Below are 17,824 nucleotides of genomic sequence, written 5' to 3'. Positions count from 1 at the left end.
AGACCGGCGCGCTGGTGCAGGAGTTGAGCAGCGCGGTGGCGCGGATCGGCGACGTGGTCGGGCTGATCGCGTCGATCGCCGGCCAGACCAACCTGCTGGCGCTCAACGCCACCATCGAGGCGGCCCGCGCGGGCGAGGCCGGCCGGGGCTTTGCCGTGGTGGCCGCGGAGGTCAAGGCGCTGGCCGAGCAGACCGCCCGGGCCACCGGGGAGATCGCCGGCCAGATCGCGCACGTGCAGGCCTCGACCGGCCAGGCGGTGTCGGCGATCGGCGCGATCGCGGCGCGCATCCGGGAGATCAGCGGGGTCGCGACCGGCATCGCAGCGGCGGTGGAGGAGCAGGGCGCGGCGACCCGGGAGATCGTGCGCAACGTCGGGCAGGCGGCGCAGGGCACCGGCGCGGTGACCGCCACCATCGCCGGCGTGGCCGGGGCGGCCGAGGAGACCGGGGCGGCCGCGGGTCAGGTCCTCAACGCGGCCTCGGAGCTGTCGCGCCAATCCGAGCACCTCACCGCCGAGGTCGCCCGCTTCCTCGACACCGTGCGGGTCGCATAGGCAGGGCCGCCGGTCGGTCGTGCGAGGCGGGATGTACGATCCCGGGACCTGATCCGTGGCACTCCGGGTCGCGGCGCGTGATCGCCGGCCGGACGATCATCGATCGCCCGCCTCCCTGGCCTGGACCGGCCTGAGCCGATAGAAGGCCCCCGACGGCCGGCGCGGACGGCGCCGGTCCCAGGGAGTAACCATGCCTCGCCTGTCCCTCATCGCCGGAGCCGCGTTGATCGCCATGACTGCAACCGCGAATGCCGAGATCGTCACCCTCCCCTCGGGCCTCAAGTATCAGGACGAGGTCGTGGGAACCGGGCCGGAGCCCAAGGCCGGGCAGCAGGTGACCGTGCAGTACACCGGCTGGCTCGACGAGGGCGGCAAGAAGGGCAAGAAGTTCGACTCGTCGCGCGACCGCAACCAGCCCTTCACCTTCCCGCTCGGTGCCGGCCAGGTGATCCAGGGCTGGGACCTGGGCGTCGCCACGATGAAGACCGGTGGCAAGCGCACCCTGATCATCCCGCCGGCGCTCGGCTACGGCGCCAGGGGCGCCGGCGGCGTGATCCCGCCCAATGCCACCCTGATCTTCGACGTCGAGCTCCTCGGCGCGAAGTAAGGATACGGCTGCGCGGCGGCGAGACTCCGACAGCCATGCTGTTCGCGCAGCTGCCCGACGAGCTGTTCAAGCCCCTGGCCTCGCCGAGCCGGGGCTTCAACGCGGCCCTGCTGCTGCACCTGCACCGGCGCGTCCTCGGGGCGGAGCCGGTGCGCAAGGCCGAGTTGCTGGCCGAGATCGGCGACTTCGCCGCCGGCTGGAGCGACCCGGAGGTCCACGGCGACGAGCCGGTCTCCACCGATCCGGCCGAGCGCCGGACCGCGCTCTACCGCCGCCTCCTGGAAACCGGCTGGCTGATCGAGCGCCGCGAGCGCTACGTGCCGGTGGTGGAGTTCGACCCCGAGGCGCGCCTCCTCCTGGAGGAGTTGTCGCGCCTCGAGCGCGGCGAGACCCGTTCGTATGGCGGGGCCGTGCTGGAGGTGCTGGGCGGCCTGGAGAGCGCCGTCTCCGATCCGACCAGCCGCTCCGAGGCCCTGTCCAATGCCGCCCGGGCCGCATCGGCCTTCCTGGCGCATGTACGCGGACTGGCCGCCGGCATGCGCAAGGTCGAGGAGCGGATCCTGCGCGAGCCCGACCGCGCCAAGACCTTCCGGCTGTTCTTCGAGGATTTCGTCGAGCGCCACCTGATCAGCGACTACCGGACGCTGCACACGCGTTTCAACCCGTTCCGCTTCCGCGCCAGCGTCGTGCGCGAGGCCGGCCGGGCCCTGCGCGACGCGCTGACCGTGCGGGCCCTGGCCGAGGGCCTGATCCGCGAGGGCCGCAGCCCGGATCTGGACACCGCCCAGCGGGCGGTCCGGGCGGATCTCACGCAGATCCTGTCCGTGTTCGAGGGCCTCGACAGCCATCTCGACGCGGTCGACGCCGTCGTGGCGCGCCTGGAGCGCCGGATCGGCGCGACCCTGCACGTCATGGATCGCCCGGATCCGAGCGGGATCGAGCGCACCGCCGCGATGCTGCGTGCCGTCGGCGGGGCCGATGTGGCCCCCGACGTGGCGCCGGTGATCTCGCTGCTGCGGCCACCGATCGGCCAGGCGCATCTCCAGGCACCGCGGGCCCGCAGGACCGCGATCGACGTCGAGCCCCTGCCCGACGTGGATCACGACCCAGCGGTGGACGCCTTCGCGGCCGCCAAGGCCGAGTTCCGGCGCCGCACCACGGTGACGCCCGAGACCATGACGACCTTCGTCGAGGCCCGGCTCGGCCGGGCGCTGTCCCTGCGCGGCTCGCAGATCGCGATCGACGGCGTCGACGACTTCGTGGTGTTCCAGCGCCTGCGCGAGATCGACGTGCTGTTCGAGGCGCGGCTCGGCGAGCGCTACGCGGTCACGCGGCTGCCCGAGCGGATCGCCAACGGCTGGCTGGATTGCCCGGATTTCATGCTGGAGCGACGCGCCGGTGCTTGAGGGTTTCCGCGCGATCATCGACGGCGACGAGCCCCCGCCCCCCGGCGCCCGGGCGCCGGACGCGGAGGAGCTGTGCCGCGCCCTGCAGGTGCTGCTCAAGGGGCAGGTGATCTATGCGGACACGCCGGGCATCGGCCGTTCCTACGAGCTCGCCCGGCACTACGCGCCGTTCTTCACCGACTATTTCGCCTGCCTCGGCTACGCCCTGGCGGTCTCGCACCGGGACCAGATGGTGTCCCTCGGCCCGGCCGCGGACGCGCCGCGCCACGACATCGTCTCGGAGCGACTGCGCAAGGACGAGACCCTGGTGCTCCTGGCGCTCCGGCTCCTCTACGAGGAGGGCCTGCGCGATCACCGTGCCGGCACCGACGGGATCGTCGAGTGCACCACCGACGAGGTCGTCGAGAAGATCCGGAACGTGGCGCGCAACGAGCCGCCCGAGGAGGGACGGCTCGCCGACATCCTCCGTCTCTATGCCCGGCGCGGCGGCCTCCGGCTCGGCGAGCGCGATCGGGTCGAGCGGGTCACGCCGCTCGCGCTCCTGCCGGGGCTGGCGGTGCTGGCCTCCGACGCTTGGCTCGAACGCCTGCGGGCCTGGTCCGAGGCGGGCGAGCCCTGACCGGCCTGCGCCCGGTCGGCCGGGCGGAGCCCGCCATCGCCGCGGTGGCGACGCAGCGAAGCCGCGTCCGCCCGCCTCGACCGTGAAGGCGAGGGCCGGCAATCGGCCTCGCCCGGCTCATCGCGCGGCTTGCATGCGCGGCCGAACCCGGCCAACTGGGCCGCTCGTTTCCAGCGGCCCGGCACCCCGACATCGTGTACGTCCTCACCGACATCGCCCTCTCGAACTGGTACCTGATCCGGCGCGAACAGATCCGGCTGCGGGGCGCCGCGGCCCTGGTCGGGCCGACCGGGGCCGGCAAGTCGACGATCTTCGACGCGGTCGGCACGGTGCTGGCCGGCAACAACGCCAGCCGGCTCGCCCTCAACGCCTCGGCCTCCGGACGCAGCGCCCGCACGGTGCGCGACTATTGCCTGGGCTGGATCAGCGATCCCGCGGAGGGCGGCCGGCCGACCCGGGAATCCTGCGAGACCGTGCTGGCCCTGGTGTTCGAGAACCCCGCCTCCGGCCGGACGGTCACGGTCGGGCTGGCGCTGGCGGCCCGCGCCGTGGAGCCGCGGGAGACGGTACTGTCCCGCTTCATCGCGGTCGGGCACCGGTTCGAGATCGCCGATTACGCCCGCACCGCGCCGGGGGGCAGCTTCACGGCGCCGTGGAGCGAGATCGCCGCGGATCTGCGCGCCCGCGCGTCGAGCTTCACCGAGTACCGGACCTCCGGCGAGCGCTTCACCGCCGATATCCTGGCGACCCTGCGCGAGGGCGCGCCGGCGCCCGAGCCCCGGCACTTCCTGCGCAGCTTCGCCAACGCGGTGGCGTTCAAGCCGATCTTCGACACCAGCGCCTTCGTACGCGCCTTCGTGCTCGACCCGGAGCCGCTCGATGTCGAGCGCGTGCGGCTCTCGATCGCCAATTGGCGCCGCCTGCTGGAGACGATCGCCGAGCTGGAGAGCCGGCTCGCCCGGCTGCGGCGCCTGCGCGACCGCTACGAGGCCTGGAGCGAGGCGGTGCTCGCTGCCGCCACCCACGAACTGCGTGCGGCCGGTGCCGAACTGCGCCGCCGTAGCCTCGACCTCGTCGCCGTGCGGACACGCCTGCGCGAGGGCGCCGACACCCTGCGGATCGCCCGGGAGCGGGTCGCCGCGAGCCGTGGCCACGTGCGGGAGATCGACGGGGAGATCGCCGAGCAGAAGGCGCTGCTGGCCGGGAGCGCCACAGAGGGCCGGCTCGCCGCCTCGACGCTGGGCCTCTCGATGCTGGAGCGGGACCGGAAGGATCTCGTCGCGCGCATCGCGGACCTCGTCGGGCTGGTCGGCCAGATGGGCAAGCTCCAGCCGGTCTCCCCGATCCTGCGCCAGGTCTGCCCGCAGGCGGCGCGCCTGGCCGAATCCTGTGCCCGCGCCGGCCTGCGCCGGGAATCCTCCCCCGAGGAGATCCTGCGTCCCGACGGACCGCTCACCGAGCTGGTCGACGGGCTTGCGCGGCTGCCCGACTTCGACGAGGCCCTGGAGAGGGCGGCCGAAGACGCGGCGCTCAAGGCCCGCGCCCAGGAGAGCGAGGCCGAGCGCACCGCACCGCGGACAGGCGCCGGCCCGGCTGCGCGCCTGTCTTCCGACACGGTGGCGTTTCGCGGGGAACTGGAGCGTCGCGGCATCGCGGCGCTGCCGATCTGCGAATTGGCCGAGATCGTCGACCCGACCTGGGGGCCGGCGCTGGAAGGCCTGCTCGGGCGCGCCCGCGAGGCCCTGGTCGTCGCGCCGGACCGGCTGAGCGAGGCGCTCGGCGTCCTGCAATCCGGCCGTGACCGGTTCCACCGCTGCATCCTGGTCAAGACCACCGACACCGCCAGGCAGCGGGCGCGCCGCTACGACGACGGGCCGCTGACCGTGATCGAGACCAGCGATCCGCACGCGGAGGCGTTCCTCGGCGTGCGGCTCGGCGGCTACGACCTCGCCCGGGATGATGCCGAGCTGGCGCGCCTCTCCCGTGCTGTGGCACCGAGCGGGCGGACCACGGCCGGAATGGCCTACTCGGTGACCCGCAACGTCGACCTGCTGATGACCCGCGGCCATCGCGGGCCGACCGCCGACAGCCGCCGAGCCCACGAGGCCGCGGTCGCGGAGGCGCGGCGGCTGCGCGGCGAGGCCGCGGTCCTGCGTGAGGCTGCCCGCACCGCCGCCGCCATCCGGGCCCGTATCGCCCGCGGTCTCGACGACGTGGACGCCCTGCGGGGCGAACTCGACGGGCTCGAAGGCCGGCGGCGCACGCTCCAGACCGAGCGCGAGGGCATCGAGAAGCGTGACACCGCCGGCCTGACCGCCGAGATCGCCGCGCTGACCGCTGAGCGCCTCGGTTACCTGCGGGAGTTGTCGGAAGAGCTGGAGCCGAAGCTCGACCGCTTGCTCGCCGACGAGGCGGCGCTCCGTGCCCGCCTGGGCCCCGTGCGCGAGGCCGCCCGCGCCGCACTGGCGGCCTGGCGCGCGGCCCTGCGCCAGCTCACGGGCGGTGACGCGGCGCGGGTGCGCCTCGCCCGCTCCGAGGCCTTGGACCTGGCCGTGCTCGCGCAGGCGCGGCGCGCGCTGGCAGGCCTCGACGCGAAGGCCGCCGCCTCCCGGGCAGCCACCGAGCGGGGCCTCGCCCGCGAATCCGCCGAGGCCGCCCGCTCGCACGGTCGCATCGCCGAACGGGAGCTGGCGGAAGCCTGTGCCGCCTGGCGGGTCGAGAATCCGCTCAACGCCGGCGATGCCCCGGCGATCGACGGGTTCAGCTGGGTTCGGCGCGAGTACGAGGCCGTGGAGGGGCACGAGCTGCGCCGCTACCGCGCTCAGGCCGTGCGGGCCGAAGCCGAGATGCGCCGCCTGATGACCGAGGATCTGTTGACGCGCCTCGCCGACCGGTTCGAACGGGTCCATGCCCGTCTGGCGGCGCTGAACGAGCGCCTGTCCGCGCGCAGCTTCACCGGCCAGACCTACGCGTTCGAGGCGGCGGTGGACCGCCGGTACGCCGCCGTGCACGCGCTCGCCACCGAGACCGCCCGCTCGCCCGAGGCCGCGCAGGCGCTTCTGGCGGGCGAGGCCGAGGGCCCGATGGCGGCGGCCCTGGAAGAGATAACCGCGCTGATCGCGGGGGACGAGGACGCGGCGCGCCTGGCGGATTACCGCAATTACTTCGTGTACGAGATCGGCATGCGGGACGGGGCGGGCAACCGCACCACCATGTCGGCGCGGGCGCTGCGCGGCTCGGGCGGCGAGGCGCAGGCGCCGTTCTACGTGGCGATCGCCGCCTCGCTCGCCAGCGCGTATTATCCGGGCGACCGGCCTGGCGACGAGAATCCCGGCCTCGGCCTGTGTCTCCTCGACGAGGCGTTCTCGAAGCTCGACGTGCGCAACAGCCAGGCGCTGGTCGACCTGTACCGGGCCTGGGGCCTGCAATTGCTGATCGCCGCCCCCGAGGACAAGCGCACGACGCTCACCGAGGTGATGGACACCATCGTCACGGTCTACAAGAGCCCGGATCTGACCTCGGTGCGGATCGAGGCCGAGCATCCGCTCGAGGCGGCCCGGCGGGCGCTCCACGCGATCAACCCGGACCAGATCGGGATCGAGGCGTTCCGCCGCTCCGACGCGGCTGAGTGAGCCGGCGGGGCACCGGGGCGGGCGCGTGCCACATTCCCCGGTATCCCCGCTCTTCGGCTTTACATCGTGAAGTCACGCGCGTTTGCGCCGAGCCGGTATCCGCTCCAGCGGTGCGTGCGCGGATAGCCTTCAGTTCAGGTAGGTGCGGATCCAGTTCGGGGAGAGGATTTCGCCCTCCTCGGTGATGATCCAGGGCTGCTTGGCCGGATCGGCCAGGGCACCGGCCGCGGCGGCGATCGCCTCGCGCAGGGTGCCGTACCGCTCGGGCTGCGCGAGCGGCGTGCTCGCCGGGGCCGTGCGCCAGATCGTGAGATCGGCGGGGCGTTCCAGAGCTTCGGTTTCCATGAGTTCTCGTCCTTCCGAACCGTTTTGGACCGTTCAGATCCCCGCCGTCCGGTCGAGCCGAAGCGCCGCGGGGATCGAAGGTCTAGCCATCAATGCAAGCATCTCTGCGGCGGCTTTGCGATCAATTCGGGCGGTTTCCGAAAGCAGCGCCCGGACCCGAGCTGCGGGACAAGGTGCTGTGCGGGGTTCCATTTCCAAATCGCGCGCGTCTGATCCGCCGTTGACTTGCGAGAATTGTGGCTCTCGAATGATGACCATTCCGTTAGCCAGTTCGCGCCGGCCTCCGACGTGCGCCAGAACACGTCTCGGTCCCGTCAGCGGCCGCGCGCCGTCCGTGTTGACGCCCCGATCCTGAACGCGCACTTAAGACCTGCGCCCGCGCGTGGGCCCTTGTCGGAGACACCTGTGCCGGATCGTACCGTGCGCATCCTGCTCGCCGCGGTCCTGGTCTTGCTGGCGCTCTACGTTGCCCAGCCGTACCTACAGCCGCTGCTCTACTCGGCCGACGCGCCCCGCGCGGTGACGGCTCGCGGCAATCTCGCGCAGTCTGAGACGGCCACCATCGCGCTGTTCGAGCAGGCGAGCCCCTCCGTGGTTCACGTCTTCGCGCAGAGCGCGGCGCGGGGGCAGGATCTGCTCGACCTCGACGACGAGGCCGGTGAGCAGGGCGGTACGCAGACCGGGACCGGGTTTATCTGGGACGGCGCCGGCCACGTCGTCACGAACACGCATGTTGTGCAGAATGCGGCCCGGGCCGGCGGGTCCGTCTCGGTCCGGATGAGCGACGGAGAGGTGGTGTCCGCCACCCTCGTGGGGATGGCGCCGTCCTACGATCTGGCGGTTCTGCAGCTCGGCCGGGTGGCGCATATGCCCCCGCCGCTGGCGATCGGCACCTCGGCGGATCTCAAGGTCGGGCAGACGACCTTCGCGATCGGCAACCCGTTCGGCCTCGACCACACCTTGACGACCGGCGTGATCAGCGCGGTGCGCCGGCGGATGCCGACCAGCGAGGGCCGCGAAGTGTCGGGCGTCATCCAGACGGATGCGGCGATCAACCCCGGCAATTCCGGCGGGCCGCTCCTCGATTCCGCGGGGCGGCTGATCGGCGTCAACACGGCGATCGTGTCGCCCTCGGGGGCCAGCGCCGGGATCGGCTTCGCGATCCCGGTGGATGTCGTCAACCGCATCGTGCCGGAGCTGATCCGGGTTGGGCGGGTGCGCAACCCCGGCATCGGCATCATCGCCGCCCAGGAGGCCGCAACGGCCCGGCTGGGGATCGACGGCGTGGTGATCGTGCGCGTGCTGCCCGGCTCCCCGGCGGCCCAGGCCGGCCTGCACGGCGTCGATCCGCAGACCGGCGAACTCGGAGACGTGATCATCGCGGCCAACGACCGGCCGGTCCACCGCCTCGCCGATCTCACGGCGGCGATGGAGGCGGCCGGCCTCGGTGCGCCCTTGACCTTGAAGGTCGTGCGGGACGGCAGGGCCCGACAGGTCAGGATCACCACGGCAGACGTCGCGGAGAACCGCCAATGAGGGTCCTGCCGCTTCTCGTCCTCCTCGTCTCACTGGCGGCCGGAGTCGCGCAGGCCGCCGAGCAGCCGGTGCGGTCCCGCCTCTGCCCGGACGATCTGCCCGATGGGGTGCGCCTGCCGCCGCCGCCGGGATGCGGGCAAAGGGTACCGAAGCCGAAGACACGGCGCGACGGATTCTACGACTTCGGAGACGGCACCACCGTGCAGGTGGGCGGTCGCGCCGGTGCCGAATACGGCGTGCGGCGCTGACAGATGATGCTGTTTGCGGGCCTCCTGGCCTGTCTTACGCTCTGGTGGCTCTCGAAGAATCGCGACGGCCTCGGTCGCCGACTCGGGCGCGCTTTCGGCCGGGGCCTCGGTGCGACGATCGGGGCAGTCCGACCGCCCAAGCTCGGCGGCGCCTTCGCGCTGGCGGCGGCCGGGTTCCTCCTGCTGCACGGAAACGTCGTCCTGGCGGCGCTGCTCGGTCTCGGCGGCGTCTGGATGATCGAGGGCCAGGCGGCGATGACCGCGCGTCTCCTGCGCTTCATCAAGCCCCGCTTCGGGCTGGGGCACCGGCGCCGGACGGCGCTGATCGAAATCCTCGTCCGTCCGGACGGCAGTTTCCGCGAGGGCCGGGTGATCGCCGGGCCCGAAGCCGGGGCGTGGCTCGACGCCATGCCCCCCGGCGCGGTGGTGCAGTTGCTGCGGTTCTGCCGCGTGCGCGATGCCGAAGGGGCGGCACTGCTAGAGGCGTATCTCGACCGCCGGGCGCCCGGATGGCGTGTAGACGCTGAGCGTGATCGAGACCCGCGGTCGGGCCATTCGGCGCACCCAGGGGCGATGACGCAGGAGGAGGCGTACGAGATCCTGGGGCTTCAGCGCGGGGCGACCGCTGAGCAGGTCCGCGCGGCCCACAGGTCTCTTATGAAGATCACCCACCCCGATCAGGGGGGGAGTGGCGAGCAGGCGGCGCGTGTCAACGCGGCCCGGGACAGGCTTCTGAACCGACATCGCTGAACTCCACGCGCGTTGTCAGATGCTTACTGATACTCGACCGCGGCCGAACCCGGCCGCGGCCCATCGTGCCGGCGCGCGCGAGCGCGACGCCGGAGCCGACCGCCTCCCGACGAAAATCGCGGCAGGACCGATCGCGTTGGTTGCGTAAGATGCGGAAGGCGGGATTTTGCTGTTCCGCATCGAGTTCTGGCCGGTGAACGGCTCAGCTTCGGGTCGCGAAGCAGCTGAAGCCGCTGCGCTTCAGGGCGGTGCAGGCATCCTGCGCGGAATCCTGCTCGGCGAAGCCCGAGAAGCGGGCGCGGTAGAGCGTGGTGCCGCCGTGCTCGACCTTGACCGTGTAGGGGGCCGCCTTCGAGAGGCTGCTGCCGACCTTGGCGCGCGCCTCCGAGAGCATCGAGCGGGCCTTGCCCTCGTCGTCCATGGCGCCGAGCTGGATCACCCAGGCGGTCGGTGTGACGCGCGTGCCTGCGACGGCCTTCGGCGGCTCGTCCCGCTCGGTCGAGGCCACCCGGGCCGCCGACTTGGTCGCTCCCGGGAAGGGCGGCTGGGCGCTGCCGGTGCCGGCATAGGCCTGGGCCGCCTTCGGCAGGCCCTGGGGGCCGGGCTTCCAGGTCCCGCCAGGGGTCGTAGTCCGGGACGGCGAGAGGTCGAGCGGCTCGCCCGTGGTGCCGGTGGTCTCGACGTCCTCGTCGTCGGCCGAGGCGACCTGGGTGCGGGTGCGCGAGACGGCGTCGGCGACAACCGCGGGGCGGGCGCGTTCGGCCACCTCGGTGACCGGCGGCGCCTGCCGGACGCCGGCATAGGCACGCGGCAGGCTGGAGCGGACCAGGTCGGCCATGATCCGGTCGCGGCTCGCGCCCGACCGTCCGCCGAGCACGATCGCCACGATCTGGCGGCCTTCGGACTTCGCCGCCGTCATCAGGTTGAAGCCGGAATCGCGCGTGTAGCCGGTCTTGATTCCGTCCACGCCCTCGACATTACCGAGCAGGTGGTTGTGGTTGCCGATAACCCGGCCCCGGAACGCGAAGGACCGGGTCTGGAAATAGCGGTAGTAGTGCGGGAACCGATCCTGGATTGCCCGCGCCAGAACGGTCAGGTCGCGCGCCGTGGTGATCTGGTCCGGGTCCGGCAGGCCGGAGGCGTTCGCGTAATGCGTGCGACTCATGCCCAGCGCATGCGCCTTGGCGGTCATCATCTGGGCGAAGCGCTCCTCGGAGCCGGCGATGTTCTCGCCGATCGCGCAGGCCACGTCGTTGGCCGACTTGGTCACGATCGCCTTGATGGCGTCCTCGACCGCGATGGTCTGTCCGGGGCGCAGGCCGAGCTTCGACGGCGCCTGGGCGGCGGCGTGGGCCGAGATCGTCAGCTCGGAATCGAGGGCGAACTTGCCGCGCTCCATCTGCTCGAACAGCATATAGAGCGTCATCACCTTGGTGATCGAGGCGGGGTGGCGCAGCGCGTCCTCGTTGACGGCGTGCAGGGTCTTCCCGCTCTTCACGTCAACGACCATCGCGGCGTAGGGCGGATTGTAGCCACCGCCTCCGGCCGCATGGTGATGGTGTCGCCCGCGCCGGGCCTCGGCCGGCGAGGCCAGGGCCGTCAGAACCGCGGCGGCCGCAAGGGCGGCCGGCAGCACGGGAATCGTCCGGGAGCGGCCTACAACGCTACGCATCACGCCTGATTGCCTCGCGAGACCGGCACCCGCCGGTCATATTTCCCGCGCAGACCGCCGCCGATGGCGTGGCCCCGCTGCATCGTCGGAGAATTAGGCGGGTGCAGTTACAGGCCCGTTAATGCGATCGACTCGACGGCCGAATCCTGTCGTTCCGACTGCGGCTTGACGATGGCTGACGCGGCGCACACAGTCGGTCGCGACCCGGCTTCCCTGTTCGTGTCGGTCGCTTGTGGCTGGCGGCAAGCTGGAGATCGGCCTCGCAGCGCCTCCGCTCTGCCCTCGGGCCCGGCCCTGGCCGGGGGCGGCATGGCGCGCTCGGCGTTGCGCGGTCACGATTTTATGAGGAGGGCCGGAAAGCGCCGGACGTCGGCAACGCTTCCCCGCCGCGCCTCCCGGGCACGGGGCGGAGGCGGTGCGCCCGAGGTGGCCCCTGCGGGGCGGACAAGTGCGCACAGGCGTCTGGCGAACTCGCCGCACGGTCTGTAGATTAATCGTCACGGACCCGGGTGCCGCTTCCGGCAGGGTCGCGACAGGATCGGTATTCGGGGCCGGCGACGCCCGCTCCAATCGAGGGATCGGTTCGACGCACATGACACAGGTCCCCAGGCAGGGCACCGCGATATCGACGAAGGTTCACAGGCCGGCGTTCCGCGCGACCACGGCGTCCGGCTCGCGCGCACCGGGAGGGGACGACCGTTCCAACACCGCGATCATCACCCGCACGAAGCCCCGGACCAAGCGGCCCAGCCTCTACCGGGTACTCCTTCTGAACGACGACTATACGCCGATGGAATTCGTCGTGCTGGTGGTCGAGCGCTTCTTCAACAAGAGCCACGAGGACGCCTACCACATCATGATGCACGTGCATCAGAACGGGGTCGGCGAGTGCGGGGTCTTCACCTACGAGGTGGCGGAGACCAAGGTGACGCAGGTCATGGACTTCGCACGCAAACACCAACATCCTCTCCAGTGCGTTATGGAAAAGAAATAGGCGCCGCTCGCGGTAGGCACCCACACAGAGGCCAGCTTTGCCAAGCTTCTCACGCAGCCTAGAACAAGCTCTCCACCGGGCCCTGGCGCTCGCCGGCGAGCGTCGGCACGAATTCGCGACGCTGGAGCATCTCCTGCTCGCCCTGGTGGACGATCAGGACGCGGCTGCGGTCATGCGCGCCTGCAACGTCGAGATCGACACGCTCAAGCGCAGCTTGGTCGACTACGTCGATACCGAACTCTCGAACCTGAAGGGTGACGGCCGCCAGGATGCCAAGCCCACGGCCGGGTTCCAGCGGGTGATCCAGCGCGCGGTGATCCACGTCCAGTCTTCCGGCCGCGAGGAGGTCACAGGCGCCAACGTGCTGGTGGCGATCTTCGCCGAGCGCGAGAGCCACGCCGCCTACTTCCTGCAAGAGCAGGACATGACCCGCTACGACGCGGTGAACTACATCAGCCACGGCATCGCCAAGCGTCCGGGCGCCTCCGAGTCGAAGCCGGTGCGCGGTGCCGAGGAGGAAGGCGCCGCCGAGCGGCCGAGCGACGAGGGCGATCCCCGCGGCGCGAAGAAGAAGGGCGACGCGCTCGATGCCTACTGCGTCAACCTCAACAAGAAGGCCCGCGACGGCAAGATAGACCCGCTGATCGGCCGCGAGAGCGAGGTCCAGCGGACCATCCAGGTCCTGTGCCGCCGGCAGAAGAACAACCCGCTGCTCGTGGGTGACCCGGGCGTCGGCAAGACCGCCATCGCCGAGGGTCTGGCGCGCAAGATCATCCAGCACGAGGTGCCGGAGGTCCTGGCCGACGCCACGGTATTCTCCCTCGACATGGGCACGCTGCTGGCCGGCACCCGCTACCGGGGCGACTTCGAGGAGCGCCTCAAGCAGGTGATGAAGGAGATCGAGGCGCATCCGAACGCGATCATGTTCATCGACGAGATCCACACGGTGATTGGCGCCGGTGCGACCTCGGGCGGCGCCATGGACGCGTCGAACCTGCTCAAGCCCGCCCTCGCCTCGGGCACGCTGCGCTGCATCGGCTCGACCACCTACAAGGAGTACCGCCAGTACTTCGAGAAGGACCGCGCCCTGGTGCGCCGCTTCCAGAAGATCGACGTCAACGAGCCGTCGATCCCGGACACGATCGAGATCGTGAAGGGCCTGCGCCCGTACTTCGAGGAGTTCCACAAGCTCAAGTACACGACCGAGGCCGTGAAGGCCGCAGTGGAGCTGTCGGCCCGCTACATCAACGACCGCAAGCTGCCCGACAAGGCGATCGACGTGATCGACGAGACCGGGGCCTCGCAGATGCTGGTGCCGGAGGCGCGACGCAAGCGTACCATCGGCATCAAGGAGATCGAGGCGACCATCGCCACGATGGCCCGCATCCCGCCCAAGACCGTCTCGAAGGACGACGCGGTGGTGCTGCAGCACCTGACCGAGAACCTGAAGCGGGTGGTCTACGGCCAGCCGAGCGCCATCGAGGCCCTGACCTCGGCGATAAAGCTCGCGCGGGCCGGCCTGCGCGATCCGGACAAGCCGATCGGCTCCTACCTGTTCGCGGGCCCGACCGGCGTCGGCAAGACCGAGGCGGCCAAGCAGCTCGCGGCTTCGCTGGGCGTCGAGATGCTGCGTTTCGACATGTCGGAATACATGGAGCGCCACACGGTCAGCCGCCTGATCGGCGCGCCCCCCGGCTATGTCGGCTTCGACCAGGGCGGCCTGCTCACTGACGGGATCGACCAGCACCCGCACTGCGTGCTCCTGCTCGACGAGATCGAGAAGGCGCATCCGGACCTGTTCAACATCCTGCTGCAGGTGATGGACCACGGGAAGCTCACCGACCACAACGGCAAGCAGGTCGATTTCCGCAACGTCATCATCATCATGACGTCGAACGCGGGCGCCTCGGACCTGGCGAAGTCGGCCTACGGCTTCACCCAGGCCAAGCGGACGGGGGACGACGTGGAGGCGATCAACCGCCTGTTCGCGCCGGAATTCCGCAACCGTCTCGACGCGATCATCTCGTTCGGCCACCTGCCGAAGGACGTGGTGGCGAAGGTGGTGGACAAGTTCGTGCTCCAGCTCGAGGCGCAGCTCGCCGACCGCAACGTCACGATCGAGCTGTCGGACGAGGCCCGCGAGTGGCTGGTGGAGCACGGCTACGACGACGCGATGGGCGCCCGCCCGATGGCGCGGCTGATCCAGTCGACGATCAAGACGCCTCTGGCGGACGAGGTGTTGTTCGGCAAGCTCAAGGATGGCGGTGCCGTCAAGGTCGTGGTGCGCAAGCCTGAGGACGAGGAGGCCAAGGCCGGCGCCAAGGACAGCCTCGGCTTCGATTTTCCGGCCGGTCCGGTCACGCCGAAGCCGGAGGCCGACGTCACCAACGCGGCCAAGCGGCACAAGCGTGCCAAGCCCCGCGCGACCACGCGCAAGAAGACCCCGAAGGACGACAAGGGCGGCGGGGGCGGCGGCTCGGGCGGCATCCGGACCGTGCCGAAGGTGCCACTCGTGCGCGCATAAGGGCGCGCACGGCGGCCGGCAGGCTTTCGGACCAAGCCTTGCCGGTCTATGACCGCCGCGACGCGAACGCGCCGCGGCGAGGAGGCGCCTGATGACTGAAGACCTGCACGAGGGACCTCTTTCCCCCGTCGCGCATCCGGCGGCGCCCCCCCAGAAGATGACGCGGCGCGAGGAGCGACGCCGCCGTCGCCAGCGGCGTCGGCGTGGCGAAGAGATGCTCGCCTGGGTGCTGGTGCCGCTGATCTGCTTCGGCATCTACTGGGGCGTGAATGCGGGCTTCGACTTCTTCGGGACGTCGCCGGGCCAGGTCTGGGACCAGCTGATGCAGGTCAAGGCGATGATGGAGAAGCGGTCGGGCGGCCCGGGTGCGCACGGTTAGCGCGCTGTCGGAGATGCTCTGGCGGTTTCGGGATGGGCCGTCGTTCCGGAGTGGCGAGGCGGCTTCGGGGCCGATGCAGGGCGTCTGACGGAGCGCTCGGCTCGAACGGCGGGGTCGGACACGGCTCCAGGTTGCTGCCGAGCGCGCACGCGATGAGACCGACCCGCAGAACGATCCTGGCCTCGGTCGCGCTCGCGGCGCCCGCCCTGCGTACGGCGGCGCGGGGCGCGACGGTGGTGGTCATCGGCGCGGGGGCCGCCGGCTTGGCAGCCGCCGCAGCCCTGCGCGCGGCGGGCCAGAACGTCACTCTTGTCGAGGCGCGGGACCGGATCGGCGGCCGCGCCTTCACCGACCGGGCGCTCGGCCCGGATTGCCCGTTCGACGCCGGCGCCCAGTACATTCATTGGGCCGAGCGCAATCCCTGGGCGCCGATCGCCCGGGACGCAGGCGCCCGCTTCGCCCGCGAGGACGGCTGGGCCCGCTCGCTGAGCATCGATGGCCGCCCGGCCACCGAGGCGGAGACGTCCAGCCGGCGTGCCGGCTTTGCCGCGCTCGATGCTCTGCTGGCCCCGAAGGGCTCCGATACCTCGCTCGCGGAGGCGGCCCGCGTCGGCGGTCCGAACGCCGAACAGGCGGCCGCGGGGTTGAGCCGGCTCTCGCTGGGCGAGGATCCCGAGCGCGTCTCCGCGATGGACTACGACCGGCTTTGGTCCGGCACCGACCTGTGGGTCGACGGCTACGGCGACCTCGTGGCGCGGCACTTCGCCGACCTGCCAGTGAGTCTCGGCTGTCCGGTTCTGGCGATCGACTGGTCCGGACGGACCGTCCGGGTCGAGACCGGGCGCGGCACGCTCGAAGCGGCGGCCGTGATCGTCACGGTGCCGGTGGGCGTGCTGAAGGCCGGCGCGATCCGGTTCGCGCCGCGCCTGCCCGATGCCGCGGAGGCGGCGCTCGCGGGCCTGCGAATGGGGGCCTACACCAAGATTGGCCTGCGTCTCGACCCCGCGAAGGTCGATCCGGCGGCGCTCGGCGACGCGGTGTCGGCGACCAAGGTCGGACCGACGCTCTACTTCGAGATGGGTCCGTTCGGCCGCGCCCTCGCGGTCGCCAACCTCGGCGGCGACCTCGCCCGCGACCTGTGCGGGGCGGGTGAGCCGGCGGCCGTCGCCCTCGCCTCCGAGCGGCTCGGCGCGATCTTCGGCGCAGAGGTGCGGGGCGCCATTCTGGCCGGGCGGCTCGCCGGCTGGTGGACCGATCCCTATGCCCGGGGCTCGTATTCCATCGTCGGCCCCGGCCACGCGGAGGCACGTGATCGCCTGCGGAATCCGGTCGGCGGGCGCGTGTTCTTCGCCGGCGAGGCGCTGGCCGGCGGCGGCGCGATGACGGTCGGCGGTGCCACCCTCGACGGCGCGCGCGCCGCCCGCGCGGTGCTGAAGGCGCTCGGCGCCTGACAGGTCTCAGCGAAGACCGGGTGGTTGTGCCGCGCGCGAAAGGATTGTCGAGGTCGGCATGGGGGCGGCCGCCCGCTGCGTGATCGCGGCGACCGCCAGGGGCTCGTCGCGGCCCCGCAGGCTGTGGCGACCCAGGCCCTCCGCCACGAGATCGTCCGGCAGCCGGCCGATGCGATCGAGGAGATCGGCCGATACGAGGACGTGGACGCCGAGGGTCTTCGACAGGCTCTCCAGACGCGCGGTCGTGTTCACGACATCGCCGAAATACGCGATCTTGTGACGCTCCAGCCCGATCTCGGCCGTGACCACCGAGCCGCAATGGAGGGCGGCGCGGAATTCCGGGACCTGCCCAAAGCGTTCCGTCCAGGCGGCGGCATCCTCGGCGAGCCGCGCTGCGAAATCGAAGACGCAGCGCAGGCAGGCCGCGTCGCGGGTGCCTCGCTCGATCGTCCAGGTGACCAGGGCCATGTCGCCGATATAGTCGTCGATCGAGCCCCGCGCGCGTGAGACCGGCAGCGCCAGCGCGTTGAACACCTGCCCGAGATAGGCCTGGGCCGCGCGGTCGCCGTGACGGTCCGCGAAGCGCGTCGAGCCGGTCACGTCGAGGAACAGGAAGACGCGCTCCTCGCTGATCGGCCGGTGATAGCGCCCGATCAGCAGGTTGGCGAAGACCCCCGGTCCTATCAGGTCCCGGACCCGGAACACGAACACCGCGACGGCCGAGGCGCCGAGGGCGTAGAGCAGGCCGGATTGCGACATCAGCATCGCGTTCCGCTCGCTGTACATGAAGCGGAACAGTCGGTTCAGCACGGTGCTGGCGGCCGCGTTGCCCGCGATGATCATCCCCACGTAGATCGCCACGGTGGCGATCAGGAACAAAGGGGTCGCCAGTTGGCGCACGCGCTCGCGCATCGCCGGAAGCAGCAGCCTGCGCTCGTAAAGCAGGATCGGCGCGCCGATGATCGCGCCGCGGATCGCCGAACCCGTCAGGGGGCCGACCGCGAAGATCGAACCGTAGAGCAAGCCGGCCAGCGCGCCCAGACCGGGCGCCACGAGGTAGAACCAGCGCGGGCTGAAACGCATCCGGGCGTCCTTCACCCCGTCTCC

15 protein-coding genes are annotated in these 17,824 nt (G+C 71.4%); 12 read left to right on the top strand and 3 right to left on the bottom strand.

The annotated features are described in order from the left end of the window. From Q8W67_RS15945 to Q8W67_RS15925, 5 genes are all read left to right on the top strand, one after another. Positions 1 to 554: methyl-accepting chemotaxis protein (locus Q8W67_RS15945; protein WP_305547208.1), on the top strand; the 554-nt coding region annotated here is incomplete at its 5' end. 190 nt (positions 555 to 744) lie between these two features. Continuing rightward, entirely contained in the window at positions 745 to 1,161 is a 417-nt protein-coding gene (locus Q8W67_RS15940) for an FKBP-type peptidyl-prolyl cis-trans isomerase (RefSeq protein WP_305547206.1), read from the top strand. Positions 1,162 to 1,196: 35 nt separating this feature from the next. Then, positions 1,197 to 2,567 carry a Wadjet anti-phage system protein JetA family protein gene (locus Q8W67_RS15935; protein WP_305547204.1) on the top strand — a complete coding sequence of 457 codons (1,371 nt, stop codon included), beginning with the start codon at positions 1,197 to 1,199 and terminating at the stop codon, positions 2,565 to 2,567. Next, on the top strand, positions 2,560 to 3,186 hold the full coding sequence (locus tag Q8W67_RS15930; protein ID WP_305547202.1) for a DUF4194 domain-containing protein: 627 nt from the start codon (positions 2,560 to 2,562) through the stop codon (positions 3,184 to 3,186). Before Q8W67_RS15935 ends, Q8W67_RS15930 begins: the two co-directional genes overlap by 8 nt. Positions 3,187 to 3,380: 194 nt before the next feature. Further along, positions 3,381 to 6,818 carry an SbcC/MukB-like Walker B domain-containing protein gene (locus Q8W67_RS15925; protein ID WP_305547200.1) on the top strand — a complete coding sequence of 1,146 codons (3,438 nt, stop codon included), beginning with the start codon at positions 3,381 to 3,383 and terminating at the stop codon, positions 6,816 to 6,818. A gap of 129 nt (positions 6,819 to 6,947) precedes the next feature. On the opposite strand, the gene Q8W67_RS15920 is transcribed toward Q8W67_RS15925, so the two are convergent. Further along, entirely contained in the window at positions 6,948 to 7,163 is a 216-nt protein-coding gene (locus Q8W67_RS15920) for a hypothetical protein (protein ID WP_238287319.1), read from the bottom strand. A gap of 405 nt (positions 7,164 to 7,568) precedes the next feature. On the opposite strand from Q8W67_RS15920, the gene Q8W67_RS15915 reads away from it, so the two are divergent. From Q8W67_RS15915 to Q8W67_RS15905, 3 genes are read left to right on the top strand one after another with little or no spacing between them, the layout of a single operon-like run. Continuing rightward, positions 7,569 to 8,699: a S1C family serine protease gene (locus tag Q8W67_RS15915; protein WP_305547196.1), complete on the top strand. Its 1,131-nt coding sequence runs from the start codon at positions 7,569 to 7,571 to the stop codon at positions 8,697 to 8,699. Continuing rightward, entirely contained in the window at positions 8,696 to 8,947 is a 252-nt protein-coding gene (locus Q8W67_RS15910) for a hypothetical protein (protein ID WP_305547194.1), read from the top strand. Before Q8W67_RS15915 ends, Q8W67_RS15910 begins: the two co-directional genes overlap by 4 nt. Before the next feature lie 3 nt (positions 8,948 to 8,950). Then, complete coding sequence (locus Q8W67_RS15905) at positions 8,951 to 9,697, top strand: DnaJ domain-containing protein (RefSeq protein WP_305547192.1); 747 nt, start codon at positions 8,951 to 8,953, stop codon at positions 9,695 to 9,697. A 202-nt stretch (positions 9,698 to 9,899) separates the two neighbouring features. Here the strand turns inward: Q8W67_RS15905 and Q8W67_RS15900 are convergent, their stop codons facing one another. Further along, positions 9,900 to 11,369 (bottom strand): D-alanyl-D-alanine carboxypeptidase, encoded by a 1,470-nt coding sequence (locus tag Q8W67_RS15900; RefSeq protein ID WP_305547190.1) that lies wholly within the window; start codon positions 11,367 to 11,369, stop codon positions 9,900 to 9,902. 592 nt (positions 11,370 to 11,961) lie between these two features. On the opposite strand from Q8W67_RS15900, the gene clpS reads away from it, so the two are divergent. The 4 genes from clpS (at position 11,962) to Q8W67_RS15880 (ending at position 16,717) form a co-directional block, all read left to right on the top strand. After that, complete coding sequence (gene clpS / locus Q8W67_RS15895; RefSeq protein WP_305547188.1) at positions 11,962 to 12,363, top strand: ATP-dependent Clp protease adapter ClpS; 402 nt, start codon at positions 11,962 to 11,964, stop codon at positions 12,361 to 12,363. Positions 12,364 to 12,400: 37 nt separating this feature from the next. After that, on the top strand, positions 12,401 to 14,887 hold the full coding sequence (clpA, locus tag Q8W67_RS15890) for an ATP-dependent Clp protease ATP-binding subunit ClpA (RefSeq protein WP_305547186.1): 2,487 nt from the start codon (positions 12,401 to 12,403) through the stop codon (positions 14,885 to 14,887). Between the two features lie 91 nt (positions 14,888 to 14,978). Continuing rightward, positions 14,979 to 15,266 carry a hypothetical protein gene (locus Q8W67_RS15885; protein ID WP_305547184.1) on the top strand — a complete coding sequence of 96 codons (288 nt, stop codon included), beginning with the start codon at positions 14,979 to 14,981 and terminating at the stop codon, positions 15,264 to 15,266. A 152-nt stretch (positions 15,267 to 15,418) separates the two neighbouring features. Beyond that, positions 15,419 to 16,717 carry an NAD(P)/FAD-dependent oxidoreductase gene (locus Q8W67_RS15880; RefSeq protein WP_305547182.1) on the top strand — a complete coding sequence of 433 codons (1,299 nt, stop codon included), beginning with the start codon at positions 15,419 to 15,421 and terminating at the stop codon, positions 16,715 to 16,717. Positions 16,718 to 16,723: 6 nt separating this feature from the next. Here Q8W67_RS15880 and Q8W67_RS15875 read toward each other — a convergent pair whose 3' ends face one another. Then, complete coding sequence (locus Q8W67_RS15875) at positions 16,724 to 17,800, bottom strand: adenylate/guanylate cyclase domain-containing protein (RefSeq protein ID WP_305547179.1); 1,077 nt, start codon at positions 17,798 to 17,800, stop codon at positions 16,724 to 16,726. Positions 17,801 to 17,824: the final 24 nt, after the last annotated feature.

The organism is Methylobacterium sp. NEAU K (assembly GCF_030700285.1).
Taxonomy (GTDB): Bacteria; Pseudomonadota; Alphaproteobacteria; order Rhizobiales; family Beijerinckiaceae; genus Methylobacterium.
Note: the sequence above shows the minus strand (reverse complement) of the source record. Positions and strands in the feature narration are given on the sequence as shown.

Coding starts and splice junctions, on each gene's coding strand:
- Q8W67_RS15940 (WP_305547206.1), top strand. CDS start 745: ATGCCTCGCCTGTCCCTCATCGCCGGAGCCGCGTTGATCGCCATGACT.
- Q8W67_RS15935 (WP_305547204.1), top strand. CDS start 1,197: ATGCTGTTCGCGCAGCTGCCCGACGAGCTGTTCAAGCCCCTGGCCTCG.
- Q8W67_RS15920 (WP_238287319.1), bottom strand. CDS start 7,163: ATGGAAACCGAAGCTCTGGAACGCCCCGCCGATCTCACGATCTGGCGC.
- Q8W67_RS15910 (WP_305547194.1), top strand. CDS start 8,696: ATGAGGGTCCTGCCGCTTCTCGTCCTCCTCGTCTCACTGGCGGCCGGA.
- Q8W67_RS15905 (WP_305547192.1), top strand. CDS start 8,951: ATGATGCTGTTTGCGGGCCTCCTGGCCTGTCTTACGCTCTGGTGGCTC.
- Q8W67_RS15900 (WP_305547190.1), bottom strand. CDS start 11,369: ATGCGTAGCGTTGTAGGCCGCTCCCGGACGATTCCCGTGCTGCCGGCC.
- clpS (WP_305547188.1), top strand. CDS start 11,962: ATGACACAGGTCCCCAGGCAGGGCACCGCGATATCGACGAAGGTTCAC.
- Q8W67_RS15885 (WP_305547184.1), top strand. CDS start 14,979: ATGACTGAAGACCTGCACGAGGGACCTCTTTCCCCCGTCGCGCATCCG.
- Q8W67_RS15880 (WP_305547182.1), top strand. CDS start 15,419: ATGAGACCGACCCGCAGAACGATCCTGGCCTCGGTCGCGCTCGCGGCG.
- Q8W67_RS15875 (WP_305547179.1), bottom strand. CDS start 17,800: ATGCGTTTCAGCCCGCGCTGGTTCTACCTCGTGGCGCCCGGTCTGGGC.